Consider the following 24219-nt stretch of genomic DNA (forward strand, 5'->3'; position numbering starts at 1 on the left):
GGTAAGACGCGGCGCTACTGCGGCGCAGGGGCGGTCTTCGCGGCGATCTCGGCGCGGACCATGGCCGGAACGGACTTGATCCGCTCCACAGCCGCAGCGACCTGTTCGGCCGGCGCGCCCTGGGCGAGGGCGAAGGTCTGAACCTCGGCGGCGAAGGACGCGGCCTCCGAATCGTAACGCGCCTGGATGGCCGCGAGGTCGGTCGCGGCCTTGGCCTTGTCCGCTTGGGTCGCGGCGGCCTCCATCTCGGCGGACATGGCTTCCATGCTCTTGCCGAAGGCCTCGGCGCGGGCCTCGAAGGCGGCCTCGTCGGGACTGCCGGCTTCCTCATCCGGCGCTGCGGCGGGCGCGGCCTGCTGCGCGACGGCCGGAGACGCCAGGACAGGCGCAGCCAAGGTCAGGACGGCGATGGCCGCGACGGAAGACAGTAGACGCATGATCTGGACGCTCCGAAGGCGGCAGGTCGCCGCACAATTGTTCCGACAAGGGCGCCGGCAAGCCGTTTCCGCGCCAGACCCAGAACACGATAAGGCTTGCCGCCGCCGAACTGCAACTGGGGAAAGAGGGGGCGGATCTCTGAAAACGCCTGAACCTTGGCCGTTACTTGTTGATATCCTCCGGGTGCGCAATTCTACCTAGATTTTAAAGAACGGAATTCTAAGGGCTTTGGCCCAGCCTGCTGGTATGGGTCGGAGCAGATCGAGTCTGGGGCGTGGGCGCTGGCGGTTTTTCCGCCATGACGCCGGTCGGGAGGCAGGCCCGCCGCCCTGGCTCTACGTATTGCTGTTCATCGCCAGTCAGTTGCTGGGCCAGTGGAGCATCGCGGCCCTGCACGCCACCGTGATGTGGCCCGCCAACGCCATACTGCTGGCGGCGGTGCTGCAATTGCGCCGGGACAAGGCCATGGGGGTCATGGTCGGCTGCGTCCTGATCAATCTGGCCAGCAATATCATTCGGGGCGACATCCTCCTGTTCGCGGTGACCAATGTCGCCCTGAACCTGCTGCAGGTGGGGATCGCGACCCTGCTGGCGCGTCGCCTTTGCGGGGCGGCCCTCGATATGCGGCGTCCGCTTCGTCTGTTCCGGTTCGCTGTCGGGGCAGCGGTTCCGGCCGTCGCCGTGACCACCCTGCTGGCGGGCCTGATCGCGGTCATCGCCGGGCGGCCGCCGCTGGAAAGCCTCGGCTTCCGCATGCGCCACCTGTTCGACATGGAGCTGCTGGCGATGATGATCGTCGCGCCGACCCTGTTGCTGGTCGCGCGCAATCACCGCTTCCGCAAGGACGCCCTGGCGTCGCGCTCCGAGTTCGTCATTCTGATGAGCCTGGTGGCCGTTGCAGCCCTGTGGGCCTTCGGTCAGAATCAGGCGCCCATTCTGTTCATCATCTTCCCGCCGTTGATCCTGCTGGCCTTCCGCCTGTCTCCGCCGTGGACGGCGGGGGCGGTGATCCTGGTCTCGGTCATCGGGGCCGGCGCCACCGTCACCGGCCATGGACCCGTGATTCTGACCCGGCTGGCCTTCGACCCGGCTCTGGAGGGCGTGCCCGCCGTCATGCGGCAGATGAACGTGCTTCATCTGTTTCTCCTGACCGTGGTGATCACGGCCCTGCCGATCACCGCCCTGTCGACCGAACGGCGTCGTCTGGTCGCCCGCCTGAACGTCCGCACCGAAGCCGCCTTGGCCGCCTTGAAACGCGCTGAACAGGCGGACGCGGCCAAGTCCCGGTTCCTGGCCATGATGAGCCACGAGATGCGCACGCCCCTGACCGGGATCACCGGCTATGCGGATCTGCTGTCGCGACATCCCGAACTGGACGCCGAGGGCCGACGTCAGGTCGAGGCCGTGCATCAGTGCGGCGAGGCCATGCTGCGCCTGATCGAGGATTTGCTGGAGGTGTCGAACGGCTGTTCTGCGCTCGACCTGAAGCCGGAGGACCTCTCCACCCTGATCGACGAGGCCGTCGGGCCGGCGCGCGAATGGGCCGCCGTCCGGGGCCTGAACTTCGCTGTAGGCTTCGCTCCCGGTACGGAGGGGCTGGTCCTGACCGACGGGCGACGCCTGCGTCAGATTCTGCACCACCTGGGCAGCAACGCCGTGAAGTTCACCGGCAAGGGCGGGGTGCGCATCGGGGTGGAGCGGGTGGGCGACCGACTGCGTTTCGCGATCAATGACACCGGTTGCGGCATGACCGAGGAGGTTCTCGCCGGAATATTCAGCCTGTTCGAACAGGCGGACGCCACCACCAGCCGCGCTCATGAGGGGGCCGGCGTCGGTCTGGCCCTGGCCAAGAACCACATCGACCGGCTGGGCGGAACCGTGACCGTCGAAAGCACGCCCCACAGGGGGACGACATTCACGGTGGAAATCCCGGCCAAGGCCGTGGCGGCCGCGGCCGCCCCTGCGGTCGAGACGCCGCCGCTGGAGGAGCGACGCATGCGGGTCCTGGTCGTCGATGACCATCCCGCCAACCGCGATCTGCTGCGGATCATGCTGCAAGCCGTCGATTGCGAGACCGCCGAGGCCTGCGACGGGCGCGAGGCGGTCGAGGCCGTGCGGACGGGCGATTTCGATCTGGTGCTGATGGACATCCGCATGCCGGTGATGGACGGCGTCGCCGCCACCCGGGCCATACGCGCGCTGGAGGGGCCGGCGGCCGGAACCGCCATCCTGGCCGTGACCGCCGAGGCCATGCCCGAGGACGTGGCGCGCTGCCTGTCCGCCGGCATGGACGCTCATGTGGCCAAGCCCGTCACCCAGGCCCGGCTCTACGCCGCCATGGACCAGGCCATGGACGCCGCCGAACACAGGATCGACGACGTCCGAGCTGCATAAAGCCGCCTACCAGGTCAGGTTGACCCGCGCATAGACGAACCGCCCGTTGAAGCCGAACGGCGAGTTGTAGGGATAGCCCAGCACCCCGTTCGAGTTCAGCGAGGCCGGGGTCGCGTCGGGATATTCGTCGAATAGATTGTCCGCCCCGACCGCCAGCCCGACCCGGTCGGTCAGCTGATACCGGCCCTCCAGATCGATCACCGTCTTCTCACCCGTGCGATAGTCGTTCGCCGCGACCGACCCCGGTTGCAGCACGTCGCCGTAATAGGTGGCCCGCAGGCTGGCGCCCCATTTCTGCAGCCGCCAGTCGGCGCCGGCCGAGACCTTCACGTCCGGCGTGCCCTCCTCGACGGTCAGGATGCGCTGGCGACCGAACAGGCCGGGCGCCAGGTCGGTGTCCAGCGACACGTCGTTGAAATTGGCCGCCACGGTGAAGTCGAAATCGCCGACGGTCTCGGTCGGCAGGCGATAGCGGCCCACCACATCCACCCCTTCCGTCGTGGTCGAAACCCCGTTCAGGAAGAAGCGCGCCGCCTGGACCCCCAGCGGGGTCAGCAGGGCGGGGTCGCGGATCAGCTCGGACAGGACGATCTGGTCCTCGATCTCGATCTTGTAGGCGTCCACCGTCAGGTCGAAGGCCCCCAGCCGCACCACGGCGCCCAGCGAAGTATTGGTCGAGGTCTCGGGCTTCAGCGGCCGCCCGCCCAGGGCCGTCCCCACCGGGCTGACCGACGGGAAGGTGCCGGTCTCCACCACCGCCCCGTCCTGGATCACCGACGAGGTCGAGGTGAAATAGGACTGTTGCAGCGACGGGGCGCGGAAGCCGGTCGAGACCGAGCCGCGCAGGGCGAAGTTGGGCGTGAAGTCATACCGGCCCGACAGCTTGCCCGTCTGGGTGTCGCCGAAGTCGGAATAGTCCTCGAACCGCACGGCGCCGGCGACCGTCAGCTTGTCGGTGATCGGCAGTTCGATGTCGGCGTAGGCGGCGAAGTTGTCGCGATCCACGTCCACTTCGTTCGACGGCTGGAAGCCGGGGAAGCCCTGGGCCCCGCCCGACAGGGCGGTGTTCGACCCCAGCGGCCCGCGGTTGTAGCTCTCGGGCTGGCCCGCCTCGATCTGATAATTCTCCCAGCGCTGCTCCAGACCCCAGGCCAGGCTCAGCGGCCCGCCCGCCAGACCCGCCTCGAACTGCCGGCTGAAGTCGGCGCCCAGCACCAGCTGGTCATAGATCAGGCTGCCGGAATCGAAACTGGTCAGCGAGGCGGCGCCATAGGTCGAGTTCAGCGAATCCTCGGTGCGGAAATCGAGCGCGTTGCGGCCATAGACCAGGCTGACGTCGGCGTCCCATCCGGCGATGACGCCGCGCAGGCCGCCGGCCAGCGACGCGTCCTGCGAATTGACCGCCACCTTGGGCAGGAAGCCGTTCGGATAGACGGCCGTGACATTGTTGACGTTGTCCGACAGGCGCGGGAAGGCGGCGCCGGAGCTGTCGCGGTCCTGATAGCCGGCCCAGCCATAGGCCTCCCAGCCGTTCCCCAGACCCTTGCCGGCGTTGGCGAAGACGGTCCACTGCTCGACGTCCGGGTCGCCGAACCGGGCGGTGACCGCGCCGTTGGCGGCCGCGCGGGGATCATAGTCCGAGCGGTTGGTCGACTCACGGTTCAGATATTCCGCCGACAGGGTCAGGAAGCCGTCGTCGCCCAGGGCGAACCCCTGCCAGGCCGAGGCGGTGGTGGTGGCGCCGTCCTCCTCGTCGCGCTCGCCGCGCGCGGTCTTCACCGTGGTCAGATACTGGCCATAGGTGACGCTGGCGCCGCCGCCGCTGGAGGCCGCCTTCAGCCGCAGGTTCATCACCCCGGCGATGGCGTCCGAGCCGTACTGGGCCGAGGCCCCGTCGCGCAGCACCTCGACCCGGTCCAGGGCCGCGGTCGGAATGGCGTTCAGATCCACGGCGGCCGAGCCCCGGCCGACGACGCCGTTGGTGTTGACCAGGGCCGAGGCGTGGCGGCGCGCGCCGTTGACCAGGACCAGGGTCTGGTCGGGCGACAGGCCGCGCAGGGTCGCCGGGCGGATCGAGTCGCTGCCGTCGTTGGCCGAGGGCCGCGGGAAGGTCAGGGACGGCACCGACTGGGCCAGGGCCGTCGCGAACTCGGTCGTGCCCCGGTTCTGCAGGCTCTGGGCCGTGACCACGTCGACGGGGGCCAGGGTGTCGAGACGCGAGCGATTGGCCACGCGGGTGCCGGTGACGACGATCTCGTCCACGGTCGCGGCCTCATCTGCGGCGGCGTCCTGGGCGAAGGCGGGCGCGGCGCTCAGCAGGGCGACGGCGGAGACGGTTGCAAGAAGAGCCGGAGAGGCGGCTCGGAAGGCGGTGCGCATTGAGAGATTTCCTGATGATTGTTTCTTGGCACGCACGGGCGCGCGGAACCGGCGTCTTCGACGTCCGGCCTAGAGGGTGGATCTGACGGATCGGGCGGCTTCAGCCGCTACATCGTCCGCCGCGCCGATAAGGGCCTGCCTGTGTCAGGACTTTGGACATCGTCGTCTCCGACCGCGCGGTCAGGGGGAGCGCCTCGCGGTCATGGCCATATCAGGGCGAAGATGCGGCGGGTCAATGCGCGGGAGGGGCCATGTTTGCTGAGGGCATGGTGCAGAAAATCTATTGTCTTCACGATGAGCAGGTAAAGGCCGGCTCACCTCTCCGCGCGCGAAGGCGCGTGGGGAGGACAGGTCGCGCTTGCGACCAGGAGGGGGCGACTCCGACGGCGACGATGACCTCAAGAGCGTCAGACACCCAGTCGCCCCCACCTGGCGTTCGCTGACGCTCCCGCCGGTCCTCCCCGTCCGCCTTCGCGGACAGGGAGGTGAGCGAGAGCGCGACTGTTTTTACGAGACGCCGCTGCGTTCGCCGGCATGGACGGTCGGCGGACCATCCCCAGGCCCGTCCCCAGTTTCCTCAATCCAAACCACAAGATGTAGCGGGTAGGACAATTTGTGATCACCAAATAGGTGATTTCCGACTTGGCGCCGGGCACGCCGAGTCGCATGGTGAGCCCCTCTCCGGAATCGCTCTTTTCAGGTCCAGTTCGATGAACGCCACCCCCCCGATCATCCGCGCCGACCGCGCCGGTCTTCTGACCCCCTCCGCCGCCTACAAGCCGTTCCGCTATCCGTGGGCGTTCGACATGTGGAAGAAGCAGCAGCAGGTCCACTGGATGCCGGAAGAGGTGCCGCTGGGCGAGGACGTCAAGGACTGGGCCTCGACCCTGAACGACAACGAACGCAATCTGCTGACCCAGATCTTCCGCTTCTTCACCCAGGCGGACATCGAGGTCCAGGACAACTACATGGAACGCTACGGTCGGGTGTTCAAACCGACCGAGATCAAGATGATGCTGGCCGCCTTCGGCAATATGGAGACCATCCATATCGCGGCCTACGCCCTGCTGCTCGAAACCATCGGCATGCCCGAGAGCGAGTTCGGCGCCTTCATGGAATATGAGGCCATGCGGGACAAGCACGACTATATGGGCCAGTTCGGCGTGGATTCAGACGCCGACATCTGCCGGACGCTCGCCATGTTCGGCGGCTTCTCGGAAGGGGTTCAGCTGTTCGCCAGCTTCGCCATGCTGATGAACTTCCCGCGCCAGAACAAGATGAAGGGCATGGGCCAGATCGTGTCCTGGTCGGTGCGCGACGAGAGCCTGCACTGCGAGGGCATCATCAAGCTGTACCACGCCTTCAACAAGGAGACGGGGGCCGTCACCAAGGCCGTGGCCGACGACATCGTCGACTGCTGCAAGACCGTGGTGAACATGGAGGACAGGTTCATCGACCTGGCCTTCGAAATGGGCTCGGTCCAGGGCATGACGCCCGAGGACATCAAACAGTACATCCGCTTCATCGCCGACTGGCGCCTGCGCCAGCTGAAGCTGCCGGAAGTCTATGGGGTCAAGGAAAACCCGCTGCCCTGGCTGCAGTCCCTGCTGTCGGGCGTCGAACACGCCAACTTCTTCGAGGCGCGCGCCACCGAATATTCGAAGGCCGCGACGCAGGGCAATTGGCACGGTTCGGACGGCGTCTGGACCGAGTTCGACCGGATGATGGCCCGCCGCGACATGAGCCTGGTCGCGGGCTGAGCCCTGTTGGTTACGGCTGCGGCCTGACCCAGGCGGGTCGGGCCGTGCAGGCCTCGCGGAAACCCGACTGGCACAGCCGCACCTGCTCGCGCCAGGCCGCATAGTCGCGGTCGTACTGGTCCTGGGCCGCGCGGGTCGCCTCGGCGGCGGCTCGCGCCTGTTCCTCGGCCTGACGCACCTCGATCTGATGACGGGCCACGGCGGCGTCATAGTCCAGCCGGGCGGCCTCGTCCGCCTTGTCGGCCAGGGCGTTCTGGGCGGCGATCTCGTCGTTCAGCGCTCGGGTGAGGCGCAATTCTTCCTCGGTCTGCCTGGAATCCTCAGCCCGGTGGTAGGCTTCGCCCTTCGCCCGCAGCAGCGCCTCGCGCGCGGCGGGGTCATTGGAGTCGGGCAGGGCGCGCTGATCGCGATAGGGGTCCGGCGCGCTATAGGGATCCGGGGCCGTCTGCGGCGCCGTCCGGGCCTGAGCCGCGCCGGTCAGGGCGATCGTCGCCAGCAGGGCGCCGAACAGGGACATTCGGATGGTCATGCAGCTATCCTTCGCTCAAGGCTCGTCGCCCGACCTTCGCCGTAACGGCGTCGATCCGCAATAACGCGGTCGTGACGAAAAGGTGGCGCGCGGCGCCGCTTCACGTCATGGTCGCGGTCGTTCCGATCGCCCAGCCCGACACCGAGCAGACCTCATGATCCTAAGCACCTCGTCCGGAGACTATCCGATCCCCGCCGACGTCGCGCGTCAACTGCCGAACGTACCCGCCCTGCCCGATCCGGCCGCGCCGAACGCGCGGCTGCAGATCGAGGATTTCCGCCACTGGCTGGACGCCTCGCCCGAGCACGCCATCGACTATGAACGGCTGCGGCGCTGGCATCTGGTGCAGGATGAACTGGCGGCCCAGGCCAAGGCGGCGAACCGCGCCTTCATCGTCTCGGACGACGGTCTGGAATAGGCGCCGGATCTGAAGCTCTAGGCGGGCAGGCGCAGCTCGAACACGGCGCCGCTTCCCTCATTGGCGCCTTCGCCGGGGACCAGCCTCAGGTCGCCGCCGTGCAGGGCCGCCAGTTCGCGCGATATGGTCAGGCCCAGGCCCGATCCGTCCGAACTCTTGGAGCTGACGAAGGGTTCGAACAGACGCTCGGCCAGACGCGGCGGAATGCCCGGCCCGTCATCGGCGATGCGGACCACGCAGACCCCGTCCTCGCCGAAGGCGCTGACGGTGACGGCCCCCCGGCCGCGCCGCTCCGGCGGACGTCCCCCGTCGGCCTCGATGGCCTGGCGGGCGTTGCGCATCAGATTGACCAGTATGCGATAGAGCTGGTCCGGGTCGGCCTCGACCGCGAACCGGGCGGGCAGTTGCTTGACCAGCCGCACGCCGTCCGGCTCCAGCCCCGCGTCCTCGGCCGCCACGGTCAGGGCCTTGGTCAGGACCACACGGGTCTTCTGCGGCGCCGGCTCCTCGCTGCGGCCATACTCCAGCACATTGCGCGACAAACCGGCGGCGCGGCTCAGCGCCCGCTCCAGCCGGGGCAGGGCCTTGGCCACCTGGGGGTCGGCCGAGGTGGCCAGCCGCTCCGAGGCCATCTGGGCCGAGGTCAGCATGTTGCGCAGGTCGTGGTTGATCTTGGCCACCGCCTCGCCCAGGGCGACCAGACGGGCGCGCGAGCGCAGGGACTGACGCACCTCCTCCTGCATCCGCGACAGTTCGCGCTCGACCCGGCCGATCTCGTCATGCCGGTCGGAGGGGGGCTCGGCCTCGCTCTCGGGATCGGCGGCGAACCGCTCCATTGATCGGGTGACGCGCCGCAGGGGGCGCAGCACCAGCAGGGCCAGGCCGCCATACAGCAGGGCGCCCGCCGTCACCGACACCAGCAGCGACACCAGAAGACTGTTCAGCAGGAAGGATTTCAGTTCCAGCTTCAACGGCTGGGCCGGGGTGACGATCTCGATGAAGTCGCCCGAGCGATAGCGCGGCTTGGCCTGGACCCGCAGCGACCGGTCCGGATGGCCGAACAGGGTGCGCCAGGGGTCGGTCAGCCGCGCCCAGCTGTTCTGCTGGCGCAGGTCGATCAGTTCGGGGGCCCGCGGCAGATTGGGGGCCTGGAGCAGCAGCCGCCGCACCCCCTGTTCGGTCAGGGCCACGGCCTGGACGCCGCCGATCCGCATCAGCTCGGCCGCCGTGTCGTCCTCGACCGCGCTATAGGGCAGGGCCTCGACCCCGACCGAGGCCAGTTCGGCCGCCTGCAGCCGGTCACGCAGCCAGCGTTCGTGGAAGGCGGACAGGTTGGGCCCCATGATCAGGGCCTCGACCGCCAGGGTGAAGGCCACGGTCAGCAGCAGCAGCCGCGCCGACAGGCCGTCCGGCGCGCGGGGCCGCAAGCGCTCGCGCCAGGTCTCCACCGCCTCGGGCGACAGTTTCAGCACCGTCGCCGCCTTGTCGAACAGGGGGCTCATGTCGGGGCGGTCTCCGCACGTCGGGCGCGGACCATCTGGATCAGTTTGATGCCGATGGGCAACAGCAGGGACAGGAAGGCCACCCCCATCAGCGGCCAGAAGAACTGGTGAAGCAGCATCGGCAGGTCCGGGCGCACCCCGGCCCGCAGCAGGCCGCCCAGTTGCGATCCGATCCAGGTGTAGATGAAGGTCGACGGCAGCAGGCCGATGAAGGTGGCGATCACATAGGGCCGCAGCGGCACGGCCATCATGCCCGCCGTGGCGTTGACCAGGACGAAGGGCACGCTGGGGATCACGCGCAGGGTGAACAGGGTGGTGAAGGCGTTGCGGTCGATGCCCTTGGCCACCCGATCCATGAAGCCGGCGTCGGCCTCGAACTTGGCGCGCAGCCAGGTGCCGATCGAGGTGCGATAGACGGAATAGATGACGACCGAGCCTATGGTGGCCCCGCTCGCCTGGGCCAGGGCGCCCACATAGGGGCCGAACATCATCCCGCCCAGCAGGGTCAGGAAGACCGGGCCGGGAATGGTCGAGGCGGTGGCCACGGCGTAGACGGCGACGAAGGCGGCCAGGGCGATCCACCAATGGGCCTGGGCATAGGCCCGAAGGTTCAGCCCGTGCTCGCGGATCAGATCCATCGACAGATAGCGGTTCCAGCCCAGGGCGAAGAAAACGACCACCAGGCCGGCGATGACCGCCAGCGGCGCCAACCGCAGGGCCCAGTCCTTCGCCGTTCGTTTCGCCATACGCTCTTCATTCCCGAATTGCCGTCCGAGCGTTGACTCGCGCGGTCATGCGACTTATACGCCCGCCCTTCCTGCGACGGACGCCTCTTGCCCCGCCGCCCAACCTTTTAACGTCAGGAGCCGACCGTGAAGCGGACCTATCAGCCGTCGCGACTCGTGCGCAAGCGCCGTCACGGCTTCCGCAGCCGGATGGCCACCAAGAACGGCCAGAAGATTGTTGCGCGCCGTCGCGCCAAGGGCCGCAAGCGCCTGACGGCGTAAGCGGCTCTCGCGTCCGGAGCCAAGGACGCATGAGCGACCCTTTACAGATCAAACGTCTGTTGCGGCGGCCCCAGTTCCTGGCGGCCGCCAAAGGCGTTTCCGAGGCGCGCGGCGGCGTGGTGATCCAGAGGCTGGAACGCGGCGACGGATCGCCGCATATCGGCGTGGGTTTCACCGCCACCCGCAAGATCGGCGGCGCCGTGGTGCGCAACCGCGCCAAACGCCGTCTGCGCGAGGCGGCGCGGGCCATGTTGCCCGTTCATGGCCTGCCCGGGAGCGACTATGTCTTCATCGCCCGCATGGGCACGACCGAGCGCGCGTGGGACCGTCTGCTTGACGACGTGAAATCGACGCTTACAAGGCTGGCGACACCGAAGGCTGATCGGCCTTCGCCCGCCCGCGCCCCCTCCGGCCAGGACCGCCCGAATCCATGACAAACGAGAACTCGCGCAACACGATCATCTTCATCGTGTGCTCGGCCCTGATCCTGGGAATTTACTGGTTCACCGTGCTGCGTCCGCAGGCCGAACGCCGCGCCGTCCAGCAGCAGGCCCAGGCCGAACAGTCCCAGACGGCCGAGAACGCCGCCCGCACGGCGCTGAGCCCGCAGGGGCCGACCTTCGTGACCGACCGCAGCCAGGCGCTGAGCACGGCCGCGCGCGTGCCGATCCAGTCCGGCACGTTGAAGGGGTCGCTGTCCTTGCAGGGCGGCCGCATCGACGACCTGTTCCTGACCGACTACAAGGAGACGCAGGACAAGCCTGAGCCGGTCGAACTGTTCCGCCCCCAGGGCATGCAGAACGCCTATTTCGCCCAGTTCGGCTGGACCGGCCCCAATGTGGTCGGCGGGGTTCCCGGACCCAACACCGTCTGGCGCCTGACCGCCGGTTCGACCCTGACCCCGACGACGCCCGTCACCCTGACCTGGGACAACGGCCAGGGCCTGCGCTTCACCCGCCTGGTGTCGGTCGATGATCGCTATGTCTTCTCGATCCTGGACACGGTCCAGAACCTGGGAACCCAGTCCATCACCATCGCCCCCTACGGCAGCGTCCAGCGCCAGGGCGTGCCGCCGCTGGCCGGTTCGTCCCATATCGTCCACGAGGGCGCCATCGGCACCTTCGGCAAGCCGGGCGACTATCGGACCGAGCAGAAGAAGTACAAGGACTGGCTGAAGGAGCCCCGCATCGAGAACGCCTCGACCGGCGGCTGGCTGGGCATCACCGACAAATACTGGCTGGCGGCCCTGCTGCCCCAGCAGAACGAGGCGGTCGAGACCGAATTCCGCGTCCGCGACGTCAACGGCGGCCAGCAGCTGGAAGCCAATATCCTGGGCGCGGCCCGCACCATCCAGCCCGGCGGAACCGCGACCGAGACCCAGCGCCTGTTCGCCGGCGTCAAGCGGGCCGAGGTGCTGAAGACCTATGAAGAGACCCTGCACCTGCCGCGTTTCGTCTATGCGATCGACTGGGGCATGTTCTGGTTCCTGACGCGCCCGATCTTCTGGATCCTGGAGAACGTCTATGGCCTGGTCGGCAGCTTCGGCGTCGCCATCCTGGCCCTGACCGTCATCGTCAAGCTGGTGATGTTCCCGCTGGCCAACAACGCCTACGCCAGCATGTCCAAGATGCGGAACCTCCAGCCCAAGATGGAGGAGATCAAGAAGAAGTTCAAAGACGACCCGCAGAAGCAGCAGCAGGAGACGATGGCCCTGTACCAGAAGGAGAAGATCAATCCGGTCGCCGGCTGTCTTCCCCTCGTGCTGCAGATCCCGGTCTTCTACGCCCTGTACAAGGTGCTGACCGTCACCATCGAAATGCGTCACCAGCCCTTCCTGGGCTTCATTCACGACCTGTCGGCGCGTGACCCCTCGGTGGTGTGGAACCTGTTCGGTCTGATCCCCTGGAATCCGGCGACCCTGCCCCTGCTGGGCGGGCTGCTGGTCGGACCGCTGGGCATCGGTCTGCTGGCGGTGGCCTATGGTCTGACCATGTGGCTGCAGACGGCGATGAACCCGCCGGCGGCCGATCCGGTCCAGCGCCAGATCTTCCAGTTCATGCCGCTGGTCTTCACCTTCATCATGGCCCCGTTCGCGGCCGGCCTGCTGGTCTACTGGGCCTGGTCGAACATCCTGACCATCCTGCAGCAGTATTACATCATGCACCGCTACAAGGCCGAGAACCCGATCGACGACTTCATCGCGCGCATCCGGAAGACGAAGGCCGCGTGATCGACGAAACCGAGTTCACCCCTGAGGACATCGAGGCCGCGCGGATCCTGTTCGCGCGGCCGGCGACCTTCATCATGGGCGCCGCCAAGATCGAGCAACTGCCCGATCCCGACCTGCCCGAGATCGCCTTCGCCGGCCGCTCGAACGTCGGCAAGTCCAGCCTGATCAACGGCCTGGTCGGCATGCACAAGCTGGCCCGCGCCTCGAACGAGCCGGGGCGGACGCGCGAGGTCAACTTCTTCGACCTGGACGGCCGGATGCGTCTGGTCGACCTGCCCGGCTACGGCTGGGCCAAGGCCTCCAAGACGACGGTGCGCAAGTTCCAGGACCTGGGTCGCGACTATCTGCGCGGGCGGGTGACGCTGAAGCGGGTCTATCTGCTGATCGACAGCCGCCACGGCCTGAAGAGCGTGGATTCGGAGGCGCTGGACGCCCTGGACCTCGCCGCCGTCAGCTATCAGATCGTCCTGACCAAGGCCGACAAGCTGAAGAAGGGCGAAGGCGAGGCCGTTCAGGAAGCCACGCTGAAGGCCATCTCCAAACGCCCCGCCGCCTTCCCGGTCGTGGCCCTGACCTCGTCGGAAAAGGGCCTGGGCCTGCCCGAACTGCGCGCCGAGATCATGCGCACCACCGGCGCGACGATCGACTGACGCCGGTCGTCATCCTCTGGCGGCAATCCACCGGGATCGGCAAGGCCAGGCGGTGAAAAGTCCGGCGTCGGCGCCTGCGCCGAGGGCTGCGCAAGACCCCAGGCGGATATTCATGTCGGCGATCGCAAGCCTCGCCCCTGGCGCGACGCCAGGGGCGAGGCCGGGGCCTGCCTCACTGTGAAATCAGATGCGCGTCCCGAAGAAGCTCGCCGACCTCGGTGGCGTCGATCCTCTTCAGCAGAAAATCGCGGATGAACGCCGGCCCGGGAATATCGAGGGCCTTGCCGTCACGAACGTGCCCGACGGCGGCCAGCAGCTTGCGCACGTCATAGGTCGAGTTGAAGACCTCGGGAACGCCGCGCTCCACATTCAGCAGCGTATAGACAGCCTCCATCGGCGTGCGCACCGAATATTCGGTGGTGAAGATGCAGTCGCGCTCGGCCGACTCGGCGAACTGTCCGATGAAGGCGAAATTGACCGCGCCCTGGGGCACGACGTCCGGACGATCCCCCGCCTGCCGCGGCATGAAGAAGGCCGTGATGTAGGGCATCATCACCGGCACGGCCCTGGCGCCTGTCGCGGCCAGTTCCGCGATGTCCTCGACAGGCACGCCGAGGTGATAGAGCAATTCCTGGGTGATTTCCTCGCCCGTGCAGTCCTGCATCGGCTTCTTGACGAAATCCCCGGGGGTGTCGACGAACAGCGAATAGACCCAGATGACCACCTGGTCTTTCGGCTGTTGCTTGAAGTGCGGGTGGCGGCTGACGGTCCAGCTCATCAACCAGCTGGAATCCTTGACGGTGACGATGCCGCCGGTGACGACCGTGCCGCTGAAGGGGTCGCGCTTGGCGATCTTCTGGATGTAGGCGGGGATGCGGGGGTCCAGCGTCGTGATCGTCGCCGATTCCCACTTGGTCTGGGCGATATGGGCGCCGAAGACGTCCGGGCGACCGAAGGCGGGGTCCTTGGCGGCGATATTGCGCCAGAGATCCCAGGCCGGAGCGGGACCCTCGTTCAGCCGGGCGGGCGTGTGATGGTCGCCATTATCGGAGTTCTCGGTCAGGGAGCCGATGGTCATGAAGACCAGATCGTCGGGGCCAAGATCCACGCCGCCGACAGCGCCGTCCTGCAGCCAGTGGATGCGGGTGGCCTGTTTACGCCCGGGCGTGATGTCGAAGTCGACGTCGGTGACCTCCACGCCGTATCGGAACGTGACGCCGTGATCCGTCAGCCACTTGTAAAGCGGCTCCACCAGAGATTCATACTGGTTGTGGCGGGTGAACTTCAGGGCGCTGAAATCGGCCAGGCCGCCGATGTGGTGGATGAAGCGGTGGACATAGAGCTTCATCTCCAGCGCCGAGTGCCATTCCTCGAAGGCGAACATCGTGCGCCAGTAGAGCCAGAAATTGCTCTTCAGGAAGTCCTCGCCCATCACCTCGTTGATGCGCCGGTTCTCCATCTCCTCGCGGGTCGCCAGGAAGAGGGTGATGAGGTCCTTCTGCGCCCTGTCGTTCAGGGTGAGGAGAGCGACATCCTCAATGGGCCGGCCCTGGTTCTGGGTCGCGCGCTGCAGGGAGAAGTTCGGGTCGTCCTTGTCCAGCCAGTAGAATTCATCGAGCACGCTGGCCCCCTCGACCTCAAGCGAGGGGATCGAGCGATAGAGGTCCCAGAGGCACTCGAAGTGTTCTTCCATCTCGCGACCGCCGCGGATCACGAAACCCTTCTCCGGATCCTTGATCCCGTCCAGCGCGCCACCCGGCAGCGCCAGTCGTTCAAGGATGGTGATCCTGTCGCCGGACATGTGCCCGTCGCGGATCAGGAAGGCCGCGCCGGCCAGACTGGCCAGGCCCGAGCCGACGAAGAACGCCGTCTTGTTCTCTATGCCCTCGGGCTTGCGAGGCCTGGCGAAGGCTTCGTAATTTCCGCTGCTGTAGTACATGGCGACGTCCTTTCCGGTGGTCTCAGTGCGCTAGAACGGCGCGTCTATGTCGACGACGTCGATAAGCTTGTGGTTGACGAATTCCTTGATGCCCAAGCCGATGAGTTCGCGCCCATAGCCGGAGCGCCGCACGCCCCCGAACGGCAGGTCGGCCTTGACCATGGTTGGATGGTTGACGAACACCATGCCCGTGGAAATCTTCCGGGCGACCTCGGCGCCATGGGCGGGATCGCTGGTAAAGACCGAGCCGCCGAGCCCGAACGGGGAGTCGTTGGCGATACGTATGGCGTCGGCCTCGTCCTTGGCTCGAAACAGCATTGAGACCGGCCCGAAAAACTCCCAGTGCCGCGCCGGGTTGTCGTCACCGACTTCGGTCAGAATGGTCGGCTGCACGAAGGCGCCCCGGTCAGGCGCGGCTGGTCCAACGGCTTCCGCCTTGGCTCCCAGCTTGACCGCTTCGGCGATCTTTTCCTTCACCTCATTGGCGGCACCCTGAGAGGACAGAGGCGCGAGGGTAGTCTGGGGGTCGAAGGGATCCCCTGCGACCAAGGCCGCCACGCCCTGGCGGTAAAGGTCGAGAAACGCGTCATAGATCTCATCGACGATGATCATCCGTTTGGACGACACGCAGACCTGTCCGCCGTTCCAGTGGCGTCCAAACACCGCCCAGTCGACGGTCTTCTGAAGATCGGCGTCGGCCAGCACGACAAAGGCGTCCGCGCCCCCCAGTTCCAGGGTCGACTTCTTCAAGGCCTTGCCGGCCTGGGCCGCGACGACCGATCCGGCGGCTTCCGAACCGGTCAGGGCCACGCCCTGAACGCGAGGATCATTGAGGATGAACTCGATCTGCGAGCGCGTGGCGAACAGGTTCTTGAAAGCGCCCTCGGGAAGGCCGGCCGCCTTCATCAGCGTCTCGAAAGCCTCGGCGCTCTGGGGGACGTTGGAGGCATGCTTGAGCAGCATGGTGTTCCCGGCCGACAGTTGCGGCGCGATGATCCGGGCGATCTGATAGTAGGGGAAGTTCCAGGGTTCGATGCACAGCAGCACGCCGAGCGGTTCGTGCGTCACCCGCGCCTCGCCCTCGGCCGGATGGGCGACGGGCAGGATTTCGTCGGCCAGCAGCTTTTCGGCGTTGGCGGCGTAGTAGTCGAAAATCTGCGCCGAAAGCTCGACCTCGGCCTTCGCCTCGGACAGCAGCTTGCCCATCTCGGTGGTCAGGATCGCGGCGAAGGCGTCGACGTCCTGTCGCAGGAGGCTGGCGGCGTTCCGCATCACTCTGGCGCGCTCGGTGAAAGCCGTTTCGCGCCAGGCCAGGAACGCGGCGTGCGCGTGCTCGATCGCTTGAGACACCTCCGCGTCCGTCGCGTCGGGGAAGGTCTTGAGCACTTCGCCCGTAAATGGATTTGTCGTTTGATAGGCCACGATCGGTTCTCTTCTCAATGCGATGCAAATGTGTCGGAGGGACCGTCAGCCGCCGAGAGGGAGATCGCCGACCTGCGCCGGTCCGGCGGGGGGCGTCATCACGGCCCGGCCTTGGCCGTTCCGGGTCTCGCTCAGGATCGATATCTTGATGGCCATAACGGAAGCCCGCCTTGCGCGATGTCGTCGCCGACCCCGTCGCTGTGGGCGCTTGCCGTACGAGCGGCCTTGACACAGATCAGTTCGCAGCGACTTTCCGCAGCGCATTTCGAATGCCGCCGGGCGACATGGGCGAAGGCTCAGCCCGTCGGCTTCCGCCTCCTGTTTCACATTGCGGGCGCGACTGGTTCGCTCACGCGCGCCGCTGGGCCGCGGCCTGCGCCCCAAGACGCGGCTTGCCGGAGGATCACGAAAGAAAGGCCCGGAGATCGCTCTCCGGGCCTCAGTCGTTTCAGCCTGTCGCCCGCCCTATTGGGCGGTCGGAGCCGCCGAGCGGACTTCGACGGGCAGGCCAAGCGCGTCGAGCTGGGGCTTGACCACCGAGGCGTCGCCGACGACCACCCAGACGAAGCGCGACGGGTCGAGCGCCGCCTTGGCGGCGGCGTCCATCTGAGCCGCCGTCAAGGCGTTGGTGCGGGCGGCGACGGTTTCCGGATAGTCGTCCGGACGACCCAGCAGGTCATTGGTCCGCATGGCGCCCAGGACGGCGGCCGAGGTCTCGTAGCTGCCGGCCAGGCGGCGGGTGTTGCCGTTGACGGTGCGTTCCAGCTCAGTGGGGGTCACGCCCTTGCCGCCCTTGAGGAAGTCGTTGAACTGAAGGTTCAGGGCTTCGATGGCCGGGCCGGTCTGGTCGGCCTGGACCGGGGCGGTGACCAGATAGGGGACGCGTCCGGCGAAGCCGGCGACCGAGGCGTTGACCCCATAGGACCAGCCCTTGGTCTCGCGCAGGTCGGAGTTGATGCGCGACAGGAAGTCGTTGCCCAGCACATTGTTCGCGGCGTTGAACACCAGCAGGTCGTCCGTGCCCTGCGCCGCCAGAACCTCGCCGCCCATGATGTAGGACTGGGGCGATTGCGGCCGGTCGATCAGCACGATCCTGGACGTGGTGGCGGGGATCGAACCGGAGAAGTCCTTCACGCCCTTGGCGACGGCCGGGGCGGTCCAGCGGCCGAACTCGGCCTCCAGAACCGGGGTGATCTCCGACAGGGGCTTGTCCGAGACCACGAAGATCTTGGCGTTGTCGGGCCGGATCCATTCGGCGTAGTCGGCGCGGATGTCGGCCTCGGTGATCGCCTTGACGCTGGCTTCATCGCCATTGCCGCTGAAGGGGCGACCATAGGGGCTGGACGCGCCGTAGATCAGTTCCGGCAGGGCGCGGCTGGCCAGGGCGGCCGGCTGGGTCCGTTCGGCGGCGATGCGCGACAGGCGGGTGGCGCGCAGACGCTCCAGCTCGGACGCGGCGAAGGCCGGGTTCTTGACCACATCGGCCAGCAGGGCCACCGACGGCTGCAGGTTCGGCGTCACGGCCGAGAGCTGGACCACCGAACGGTCCATCGAGGCGCCGGTCGAGATGGTGGCGCCCAGGGTTTCCTGGGCCTCGGCCAGCTGGGTCGCATTCAGGGTGCGGGTGCCCTCGTCCATCAGGTCCAGCATCAGGCTTTGCAGACCCAGTTTCGACGCGTCGTCCGCCGCCAGGCCGGCGTTGAAGTCGATGGCGATCTTGGTCGCCGGCACCGCGTTGCGCTGGGCGTAGACCACCTCGACGCCGTTCGACAGGCGGGTGCGCTGGACCGACGGGAAGTCGACATTGGCGACGGCGGCGATCTCGGGCTTGGGCATGCGGGCCACGCGCTCGATCGGCGGGGCCGGGGTGTGGTTGGCCCCCGACGGCGCCTCGGCCGCCTCCTGATAGGCTTCGCGTTCGCCCGGCAGGGTCGTCAGCGTATAGGCCGGACGGGTCAGCCATTTCTGCATCGCCGCCTGGACCTGGGCCGGCGTGACCGCCGCATAGGCCTGGAGCTCCTTCTTGTAGTGTTCCGGATCGCCGGCGTAGAGCTGGCCCTCGGCCAGGGCCACGGCCTTGCCGCCGAAGCCGCCGACCTGCTCCAGCCCCTGGACGGTGCGCGAGACATACTGGGTCTTGACCCGTTCCACTTCGGCCGCGGTCGGGCCGTCGGCGATCAGGCCGTTCATGATCTCACGGGCGCGGGCCTCGACGGCGGCGGGATCCTGGCCCGGCTTCACATCGAGGGTGATGTCGAACATGCCGACGCGGTGGAAGGCGCTGTTCGAAGCGCTGACCGAGACGGCGCTCTGTTCGCCGCGCACCAGGGCGTTGTCCAGGCGTGAGCTGGCCAGGCCGCCCAGCACCGAGGCGCCGACGCTGAGCGGTACGGCGTCTGCATCCAGCATGCCGGGCACGGCCCAGCTGATCTCGACGCGGGCGTTGGAGACGCGGTCGCGGGTGGTCTCGCTGATCGGCGCCGGCAAGGTCGGGACGGAGGCCTGGGCCGGGGTGTTGACCGGACCGCGCGGGATGGGGCCGAAATATTTCTGGGTCAGTTCACGCGCCTTGGCGGGCGTGATGTCGCCGGCCAGGACCAGCACCGAGTTGTTGGGGCCGTAGTTGGAGCGGAACCAGTCGCGGACCGTCTCCATCGACGCCGCGTCCAGATCGGCCATCGAACCAATGGTCGAGTGACGATAGGGGTGGCCCTCGGGGAACAGGGCTTCCAACTGCTTGTACCCGTTCAGGCCGTAGGGCTGGTTGTCGCCCTGGCGCTTCTCGTTCTGGACGACGCCGCGCTGTAGATCCAGCGTCTCCTGGGTGATGGCGCCCAGCATATAGCCCATGCGGTCGCTTTCCATGAACAGGGCCTGTTCCAGCGCCGGGGTCGGGACGGTCTCGAAATAGTTGGTGCGGTCGAAATAGGTCGTCCCGTTCATGTCCGTCGCGCCCATGTTGCGCATCGGGGTGAAATAGCTGCCGGGCGCATTCTCGGAGCCGCCGAACATCAGGTGTTCGAACAGGTGGGCGAAGCCGGTCTTGCCGGCCGGCTCGTCCTTGGAACCGACATTGTACCAGATGGACACGGCCACGACCGGGGCCTTGTGGTCCTCGTGGACCAGGACGGTCAGGCCGTTGTCGAGGGTGAATTTGGTGTAGGGAATATCGACTTCCGCGACCAGTTCGGACACCGGCGCGGCCTGGAAGGCGGGGGCGGAGGCCTGAGAGGGAGTCTGGGCGGGCGCGACGGAGGCCCAGACCGGGTTGGAGACCGCCAGCAGGGCGGCCGCGGCGACAAGAGAACCGGCACGACGCATGGGATGACATCCTTGATTGCAGCTGGATCGGACCATAACGACGGTCGATCCACTGGCAACGCGACCCATTGAACATGAACAAAGCTTCATGTTCGCCCGCCTCAGCCCCGGAAAAGGTTGCATCCCCGGACCCCCGGTCTTATGCGCGCCTCAACTCCCCGATCCCTGCTGCCGAGTTTATCGAAAGAGCCGCCATGTCCGCCCCCGCCGACAAGCCCGTGAAGAAAGTCGTCCTCGCCTATTCGGGCGGGCTGGACACCTCGATCATCCTGAAATGGCTCCAGACCGAATATAACGCCGAGGTCGTGACCTTCACCGCCGACCTGGGCCAGGGCGAGGAGCTGGGCCCCGCACGCGAGAAGGCGCTGAAGCTGGGCATCAAGCCCGAGAACATCTTCATCGACGACCTGCGCGAAGAGTTCGTGCGCGACTTCGTCTTCCCGATGTTCCGCGCCAACGCCCAATATGAGGGCGACTATCTGCTGGGCACCTCCATCGCCCGGCCGCTGATCTCCAAGCGCCAGATCGAGATCGCCCGTCAGGTCGGCGCCGACGCCGTCTGTCACGGCGCGACCGGCAAGGGCAATGACCAGGTCCGCTTCGAGCTGGGCTATTACGCCCTGGAGCCCGACATTCGCGTCATCGCCCCCTGGCGCGAATGGGAGTTCCGCAGCCGCGAGGCCCTGCTGGACTTCGCCGAGAAGAACCAGATCCCGATCGCCAAGGACAAGCGCGGCGAAGCGCCCTTCTCGGTCGACGCCAACCTTCTGCACTCGTCCTCCGAGGGCAAGGTGCTGGAAGACCCGGCGGTCGAGGCCCCCGAGTTCGTCCACCAGCGCACCATTTCGCCCGAGGACGCGCCGGACAAGGCCACGATCATCGAGATCGGCTTCGAACGCGGCGACGCCGTCTCGATCAACGGCGAGGCCATGTCGCCGGCCACGATCCTGACCGCCCTGAACCAGTACGGCCATGACAACGGCGTCGGCCGGCTGGACCTGGTCGAGAACCGTTTCGTCGGCATGAAGTCGCGCGGCGTCTACGAGACCCCCGGCGGGACCATCCTGATCGCGGCCCACCGCGGCATCGAGAGCATCACCCTGGACGGGGGCTCCATGCACCTGAAGGACCAGCTGATGCCGAAATACGCCGAGCTGATCTACAACGGCTTCTGGTTCTCGCCCGAGCGCGAGATGCTTCAGGCCGCCATCGACAAGAGCCAGGAAAAGGTCTCGGGCACGGTCAAGGTCAAGCTGTACAAGGGCAATGTCTCGGTCATCGGCCGCGAGAGCCCCAACAGCCTGTATGACCAGGACCTCGTCACCTTCGAGGAAGGCGTCCAGGCCTATGACCACAAGGACGCGGCCGGCTTCATCAAGCTGAATGCGCTGCGCCTGCGCGTCCTGGCCAAGCGCGACGCCCGCAAGGCCTAGCGCCAGACCGCCCGAGGCAAGCCGATGACCGTCAAGGACCGTCTCAGGATCCACGAGACCCGGCTTCTCTCGGACAACTGGTATGTGCTGAAGACGACCCGGTTCGACTGGAAACGGCGCGACGGACGCTGGCAGACCCAGGAGCGGGAACATTACGACCGGGGCAATGGGGCGGTGCTGCTGCCTTACAATCCGGCGACGCGCACCGTGCTGCTGGTGCGGCAGTTCCGGTTGCCGGCCTATCTGAACGGCTATGACGACCTGCTGATCGAGGCGGCGGCCGGCCTGCTGGACGACGCCGAGCCCGAGGTGCGGATCCGCGCCGAGGTCGAGGAGGAGCTGGGTTATCGTCTCGGCGCAGTCCGCAAGGTGTTCGAGGCCTTCATGAGCCCCGGCTCCGTCACCGAAATCCTGCACTTCTTCGTCGCCGAGTACGATCCGTCGATGAAGATCGGCGACGGCGGCGGTCATCCGGACGAGGGCGAGGACATCGAGGTGCTGGAGCCCACGCTGGACGAGGCCCTGGCCATGATCGCCGACGGCCGCATCCGCGACGCCAAGACCATCATGCTGTTGCAGCATCTGGCTATGACGCTTCCGAAGTAGGCGCCCGGTTTCGGCCTAGTCGGCGATCTCCGACCGGGCGATCCTGAGGATCGCCCGGCTGCGGTCGTCCGTGACCCAGATCGATCCGTCGGCGGCGACCGCCAGAACCACGGGCGAGCCGCGCGGCTGGCGACCCGCGACCGCGTCCCAACCCGGCGTCAGCACCTTGCCGCGCACGCTGGGCGCCCCGGCCGGATAGGGCAGGGCGCCGCGCGGGTAGATGGCGTAGCGTCCGCCGATGTCGGTCAGAGGGCGGCCTTGCGCGTCGGTCTCGGCCGCAACGATCCGGCCGGCGGCGCGACGATAGCCGTGCCAGCTCATCAACAGCCGGCCGCGCAGTTCGGGAAACATCGCCCCTTCGTAATAGATCAGGTCCAGCGGCGCGGCGTGCGGCGGCAAGAGGGCGACCGGCCGGTCGCGCCTGTCGCAGCGGGCCTGGGCCGCGCTCCAGCCCGGCAGGGGCGTCGTCAGATCCACGCAATAGGGCCAGCCGTAATGGCCGCCCTGACGCAGGACATTGATCTCGTCATAGGGATGGTCGGGCGTGGTCAGGTCGACCGAGTTCTCGCCCTGAAGGATCGTGCCCGACCGATGCCGCACCAGGGCGATGGAGTTGCGCAGGCCCGAGGCGAAGACGGTGCTGTCCTGCGCCCACCGGCCGTCGCCCAGATAGGCGTGGCGCCGCACCTGGGCCGTTTCGGCGCTGTCGGCGCATCCGCCTGAGCCGTCGGTGCGCGGCCGCCCCCGAACGTCCAGGCAACGGTCGCTGGGCGCCCCGACATTGACCAGCAGAGCGCCGTCGCCGTCGAAGACGAAGCTGGACAGGGGGTGGCGATTGTCGTGCAGCCGGTTGTCCGGCAGGTCGCCGATCACGGTCCGCACCGTCGCCGCCGGATCGGCCGCCTCGGGGTCCAGGGTCAGGATGCGGTTCATCTCGGACACATAGATCCGTCCGTTCGGGCCCCGCGCCACCGTGTGCGGCATGGACAGCCCTTGGGCGAGCCTGCGCCAGCGCGCCGCACCGTCGGCGCCGAACGACAGCCGCCAGACGGCGCCGCGTCCCGCCTCCCACCCGCCCAGGTCGGTGACGAGCCAGTCTCCGCCGGGCAGGGGCAGCAGGCCGCGCGGCATGCGGGGTCCGTCAGTCCCCGCGCCCTGCCAGATCAGGCCCAGACAATAGCCCGGCGCCATCCGCACCGTGGTCGCGGGCCGCCCGCCGCAGTCGCCGTCCACGGCATAGGCGCGCGAGGCGGCTTTGGCGCCGGCCGGGAGGCCCAGCAGGGCGAGCGCGAGGAGCGGAACTAAGGGACGGAGGTGACGACGCATGGCCTCTTGGTAAGGCGAGGCCGGACAGATTGCGAGCTTCGGGGGGCAGCCCCTAGGGGGCGAACAGGATCCAGAGGCCCGTGGCGGCGAAGCCGACGGCGGCGGCCAGCCGGATCCACTTCAGCGGCAGTTTCTTCGCCGCCGTCTCGCCCAGCAGGACGGCGGGGCCGTTGACCAGCATCATGCCCAGGGTCGATCCGGCCACGACCAGGGGCAGGTTCTCGAACCGGGCGGCCAGCATGGCGGTGGCGACCTGGGTCTTGTCGCCCATCTCGATCAGGAAGAAGGCCGAGGCGGTGGTCCAGAAGATGGCCCAGAAACCGCGCTGAACCTCGCCCTTCTGTTCGTCCAGGGTGTCGGGGATCAGGGCCCAGGCGGCGAAGCCCAGGAAGGCGACGCCGACGATCCAGCGCATCCAGTCGCCGGTGATGAAATGGGCCAGAACCGTGCCGGCCAGGGCGGCGAAGGCGTGGTTCAGCAGGGTGGCGGCGAGAATGCCCAGGATGATGGGCGCGGGCCGTCGCCAGGTCGCCGCCATGACGATGGACAACAACATGGTCTTGTCCCCGATCTCCGCGATGGAGACCAGGCCGGTCGAGATCAGAAAGGCTTCCAAGAAGGAACCTGTGTGCGCGGGAGCCTCGGCGGACGGACCTGTGGCGTTCGCAGCCGGGCCCCGCGTGGACATCCCTGCGAAAGCCGCCGGTCTTGCCGTGATCCGGACCCAAAAGGGTCCCGGACCGTTCCCGCGCCATCCTCTCCGGGAGAGGAAGCATGTTGACGCGAGCCCCGCTGATTGTTGCGGGCGGCTACTCCCCGATGACGGGCCGGGGTTTAGGACGCGCGGCCGGAAATGAAAAGTCGA

At 67.4% G+C, this 24219-nt stretch carries 19 protein-coding genes and 1 riboswitch; of the genes, 9 read left to right on the forward strand and 10 right to left on the reverse strand.

Annotated features, from left to right (window positions below; translation table 11 throughout):
* Window positions 1-14 precede the first annotated feature (14 nt).
* Entirely contained in the window at window positions 15-437 is a 423-nt protein-coding gene (locus ACW18C_RS00675; RefSeq protein ID WP_492072226.1) for a hypothetical protein, read from the reverse strand.
* A 343-nt stretch (window positions 438-780) separates the two neighbouring features.
* Here ACW18C_RS00675 and ACW18C_RS00680 point away from each other — a divergent pair, with 343 nt between their 5' ends.
* Window positions 781-2832 carry a response regulator gene (locus ACW18C_RS00680; RefSeq protein ID WP_492072228.1) on the forward strand — a complete coding sequence of 684 codons (2052 nt, stop codon included), beginning with the start codon at window positions 781-783 and terminating at the stop codon, window positions 2830-2832.
* 6 nt (window positions 2833-2838) lie between these two features.
* Here the strand turns inward: ACW18C_RS00680 and ACW18C_RS00685 are convergent, their stop codons facing one another.
* On the reverse strand, window positions 2839-5211 hold the full coding sequence (locus ACW18C_RS00685; RefSeq protein ID WP_492072230.1) for a TonB-dependent receptor plug domain-containing protein: 2373 nt from the start codon (window positions 5209-5211) through the stop codon (window positions 2839-2841).
* A 710-nt stretch (window positions 5212-5921) separates the two neighbouring features.
* On the opposite strand from ACW18C_RS00685, the gene ACW18C_RS00690 reads away from it, so the two are divergent.
* Window positions 5922-6971 carry a ribonucleotide-diphosphate reductase subunit beta gene (locus ACW18C_RS00690; protein WP_492072232.1) on the forward strand — a complete coding sequence of 350 codons (1050 nt, stop codon included), beginning with the start codon at window positions 5922-5924 and terminating at the stop codon, window positions 6969-6971.
* A 10-nt stretch (window positions 6972-6981) separates the two neighbouring features.
* On the opposite strand, the gene ACW18C_RS00695 is transcribed toward ACW18C_RS00690, so the two are convergent.
* The gene (locus ACW18C_RS00695; protein WP_008263711.1) at window positions 6982-7500 is read right to left on the reverse strand and encodes a hypothetical protein; all 519 of its coding nucleotides are present in this window, start codon (window positions 7498-7500) and stop codon (window positions 6982-6984) included.
* Window positions 7501-7654: 154 nt separating this feature from the next.
* Here ACW18C_RS00695 and ACW18C_RS00700 point away from each other — a divergent pair, with 154 nt between their 5' ends.
* On the forward strand, window positions 7655-7918 hold the full coding sequence (locus tag ACW18C_RS00700; protein ID WP_008261527.1) for a hypothetical protein: 264 nt from the start codon (window positions 7655-7657) through the stop codon (window positions 7916-7918).
* Between the two features lie 17 nt (window positions 7919-7935).
* Here ACW18C_RS00700 and ACW18C_RS00705 read toward each other — a convergent pair whose 3' ends face one another.
* A complete protein-coding gene (locus tag ACW18C_RS00705; protein ID WP_492072234.1) occupies window positions 7936-9420 on the reverse strand; it encodes a sensor histidine kinase in 1485 nt (494 codons plus the stop codon).
* Window positions 9417-10166, reverse strand: a complete 750-nt coding sequence (locus ACW18C_RS00710; RefSeq protein ID WP_008261615.1) for a TVP38/TMEM64 family protein — start codon at window positions 10164-10166, stop codon at window positions 9417-9419. Before ACW18C_RS00710 ends, ACW18C_RS00705 begins: the two co-directional genes overlap by 4 nt.
* Before the next feature lie 126 nt (window positions 10167-10292).
* Between ACW18C_RS00710 and rpmH the strand changes: the two genes are divergently transcribed.
* Genes rpmH through yihA form a run of 4 tightly spaced genes read left to right on the forward strand, consistent with a single transcriptional unit; the run spans window position 10293 to window position 13307 of the window.
* The gene (gene rpmH, locus ACW18C_RS00715) at window positions 10293-10427 is read left to right on the forward strand and encodes a 50S ribosomal protein L34 (protein WP_003164000.1); all 135 of its coding nucleotides are present in this window, start codon (window positions 10293-10295) and stop codon (window positions 10425-10427) included.
* A gap of 29 nt (window positions 10428-10456) precedes the next feature.
* Entirely contained in the window at window positions 10457-10861 is a 405-nt protein-coding gene (gene rnpA / locus ACW18C_RS00720) for a ribonuclease P protein component (RefSeq protein ID WP_008262129.1), read from the forward strand.
* Window positions 10858-12657 carry a membrane protein insertase YidC gene (gene yidC, locus ACW18C_RS00725; RefSeq protein ID WP_492072237.1) on the forward strand — a complete coding sequence of 600 codons (1800 nt, stop codon included), beginning with the start codon at window positions 10858-10860 and terminating at the stop codon, window positions 12655-12657. Before rnpA ends, yidC begins: the two co-directional genes overlap by 4 nt.
* The gene (gene yihA, locus ACW18C_RS00730; protein WP_492072239.1) at window positions 12654-13307 is read left to right on the forward strand and encodes a ribosome biogenesis GTP-binding protein YihA/YsxC; all 654 of its coding nucleotides are present in this window, start codon (window positions 12654-12656) and stop codon (window positions 13305-13307) included. Before yidC ends, yihA begins: the two co-directional genes overlap by 4 nt.
* Before the next feature lie 172 nt (window positions 13308-13479).
* Here yihA and ACW18C_RS00735 read toward each other — a convergent pair whose 3' ends face one another.
* The 3 genes from ACW18C_RS00735 to ACW18C_RS00745 all read right to left on the reverse strand — a co-directional run bounded on the left by ACW18C_RS00735 (window position 13480) and on the right by ACW18C_RS00745 (window position 19989).
* Window positions 13480-15246, reverse strand: a complete 1767-nt coding sequence (locus ACW18C_RS00735; protein ID WP_492072240.1) for an oleate hydratase — start codon at window positions 15244-15246, stop codon at window positions 13480-13482.
* Window positions 15247-15276: 30 nt separating this feature from the next.
* Window positions 15277-16668, reverse strand: coding sequence for an NAD-dependent succinate-semialdehyde dehydrogenase (locus ACW18C_RS00740; RefSeq protein ID WP_035307661.1), 1392 nt, complete (start codon window positions 16666-16668; stop codon window positions 15277-15279).
* 465 nt (window positions 16669-17133) lie between these two features.
* The gene (locus ACW18C_RS00745; protein WP_492072242.1) at window positions 17134-19989 is read right to left on the reverse strand and encodes a M16 family metallopeptidase; all 2856 of its coding nucleotides are present in this window, start codon (window positions 19987-19989) and stop codon (window positions 17134-17136) included.
* Between the two features lie 194 nt (window positions 19990-20183).
* On the opposite strand from ACW18C_RS00745, the gene ACW18C_RS00750 reads away from it, so the two are divergent.
* Together ACW18C_RS00750 and ACW18C_RS00755 are read left to right on the forward strand one after the other, a co-directional pair.
* Entirely contained in the window at window positions 20184-21422 is a 1239-nt protein-coding gene (locus ACW18C_RS00750; protein ID WP_492072243.1) for an argininosuccinate synthase, read from the forward strand.
* A gap of 24 nt (window positions 21423-21446) precedes the next feature.
* Complete coding sequence (locus ACW18C_RS00755; RefSeq protein WP_492072244.1) at window positions 21447-22028, forward strand: NUDIX domain-containing protein; 582 nt, start codon at window positions 21447-21449, stop codon at window positions 22026-22028.
* A gap of 15 nt (window positions 22029-22043) precedes the next feature.
* Here ACW18C_RS00755 and ACW18C_RS00760 read toward each other — a convergent pair whose 3' ends face one another.
* Together ACW18C_RS00760 and ACW18C_RS00765 are read right to left on the reverse strand one after the other, a co-directional pair.
* Window positions 22044-23354, reverse strand: coding sequence for a PQQ-dependent sugar dehydrogenase (locus ACW18C_RS00760; protein WP_492072245.1), 1311 nt, complete (start codon window positions 23352-23354; stop codon window positions 22044-22046).
* A gap of 52 nt (window positions 23355-23406) precedes the next feature.
* On the reverse strand, window positions 23407-23970 hold the full coding sequence (locus tag ACW18C_RS00765) for a TMEM165/GDT1 family protein (RefSeq protein ID WP_492072246.1): 564 nt from the start codon (window positions 23968-23970) through the stop codon (window positions 23407-23409).
* A gap of 99 nt (window positions 23971-24069) precedes the next feature.
* Window positions 24070-24185: riboswitch (yybP-ykoY riboswitch) on the reverse strand.
* Window positions 24186-24219 lie beyond the last annotated feature (34 nt).

Source organism: Brevundimonas sp. FV1ye7S, assembly GCF_058680995.1.

Excerpts from the sequence above, each read along its gene's own strand:
- ACW18C_RS00675 (WP_492072226.1), bottom strand. The coding sequence starts at position 437 with ATGCGTCTACTGTCTTCCGTCGCGGCCATCGCCGTCCTGACCTTGGCT.
- ACW18C_RS00685 (WP_492072230.1), bottom strand. The coding sequence starts at position 5,211 with ATGCGCACCGCCTTCCGAGCCGCCTCTCCGGCTCTTCTTGCAACCGTC.
- ACW18C_RS00690 (WP_492072232.1), top strand. The coding sequence starts at position 5,922 with ATGAACGCCACCCCCCCGATCATCCGCGCCGACCGCGCCGGTCTTCTG.
- ACW18C_RS00695 (WP_008263711.1), bottom strand. The coding sequence starts at position 7,500 with ATGACCATCCGAATGTCCCTGTTCGGCGCCCTGCTGGCGACGATCGCC.
- ACW18C_RS00700 (WP_008261527.1), top strand. The coding sequence starts at position 7,655 with ATGATCCTAAGCACCTCGTCCGGAGACTATCCGATCCCCGCCGACGTC.
- ACW18C_RS00705 (WP_492072234.1), bottom strand. The coding sequence starts at position 9,420 with ATGAGCCCCCTGTTCGACAAGGCGGCGACGGTGCTGAAACTGTCGCCC.
- ACW18C_RS00710 (WP_008261615.1), bottom strand. The coding sequence starts at position 10,166 with ATGGCGAAACGAACGGCGAAGGACTGGGCCCTGCGGTTGGCGCCGCTG.
- rnpA (WP_008262129.1), top strand. The coding sequence starts at position 10,457 with ATGAGCGACCCTTTACAGATCAAACGTCTGTTGCGGCGGCCCCAGTTC.
- yidC (WP_492072237.1), top strand. The coding sequence starts at position 10,858 with ATGACAAACGAGAACTCGCGCAACACGATCATCTTCATCGTGTGCTCG.
- ACW18C_RS00735 (WP_492072240.1), bottom strand. The coding sequence starts at position 15,246 with ATGTACTACAGCAGCGGAAATTACGAAGCCTTCGCCAGGCCTCGCAAG.
- ACW18C_RS00745 (WP_492072242.1), bottom strand. The coding sequence starts at position 19,989 with ATGCGTCGTGCCGGTTCTCTTGTCGCCGCGGCCGCCCTGCTGGCGGTC.
- ACW18C_RS00750 (WP_492072243.1), top strand. The coding sequence starts at position 20,184 with ATGTCCGCCCCCGCCGACAAGCCCGTGAAGAAAGTCGTCCTCGCCTAT.
- ACW18C_RS00755 (WP_492072244.1), top strand. The coding sequence starts at position 21,447 with ATGACCGTCAAGGACCGTCTCAGGATCCACGAGACCCGGCTTCTCTCG.
- ACW18C_RS00760 (WP_492072245.1), bottom strand. The coding sequence starts at position 23,354 with ATGCGTCGTCACCTCCGTCCCTTAGTTCCGCTCCTCGCGCTCGCCCTG.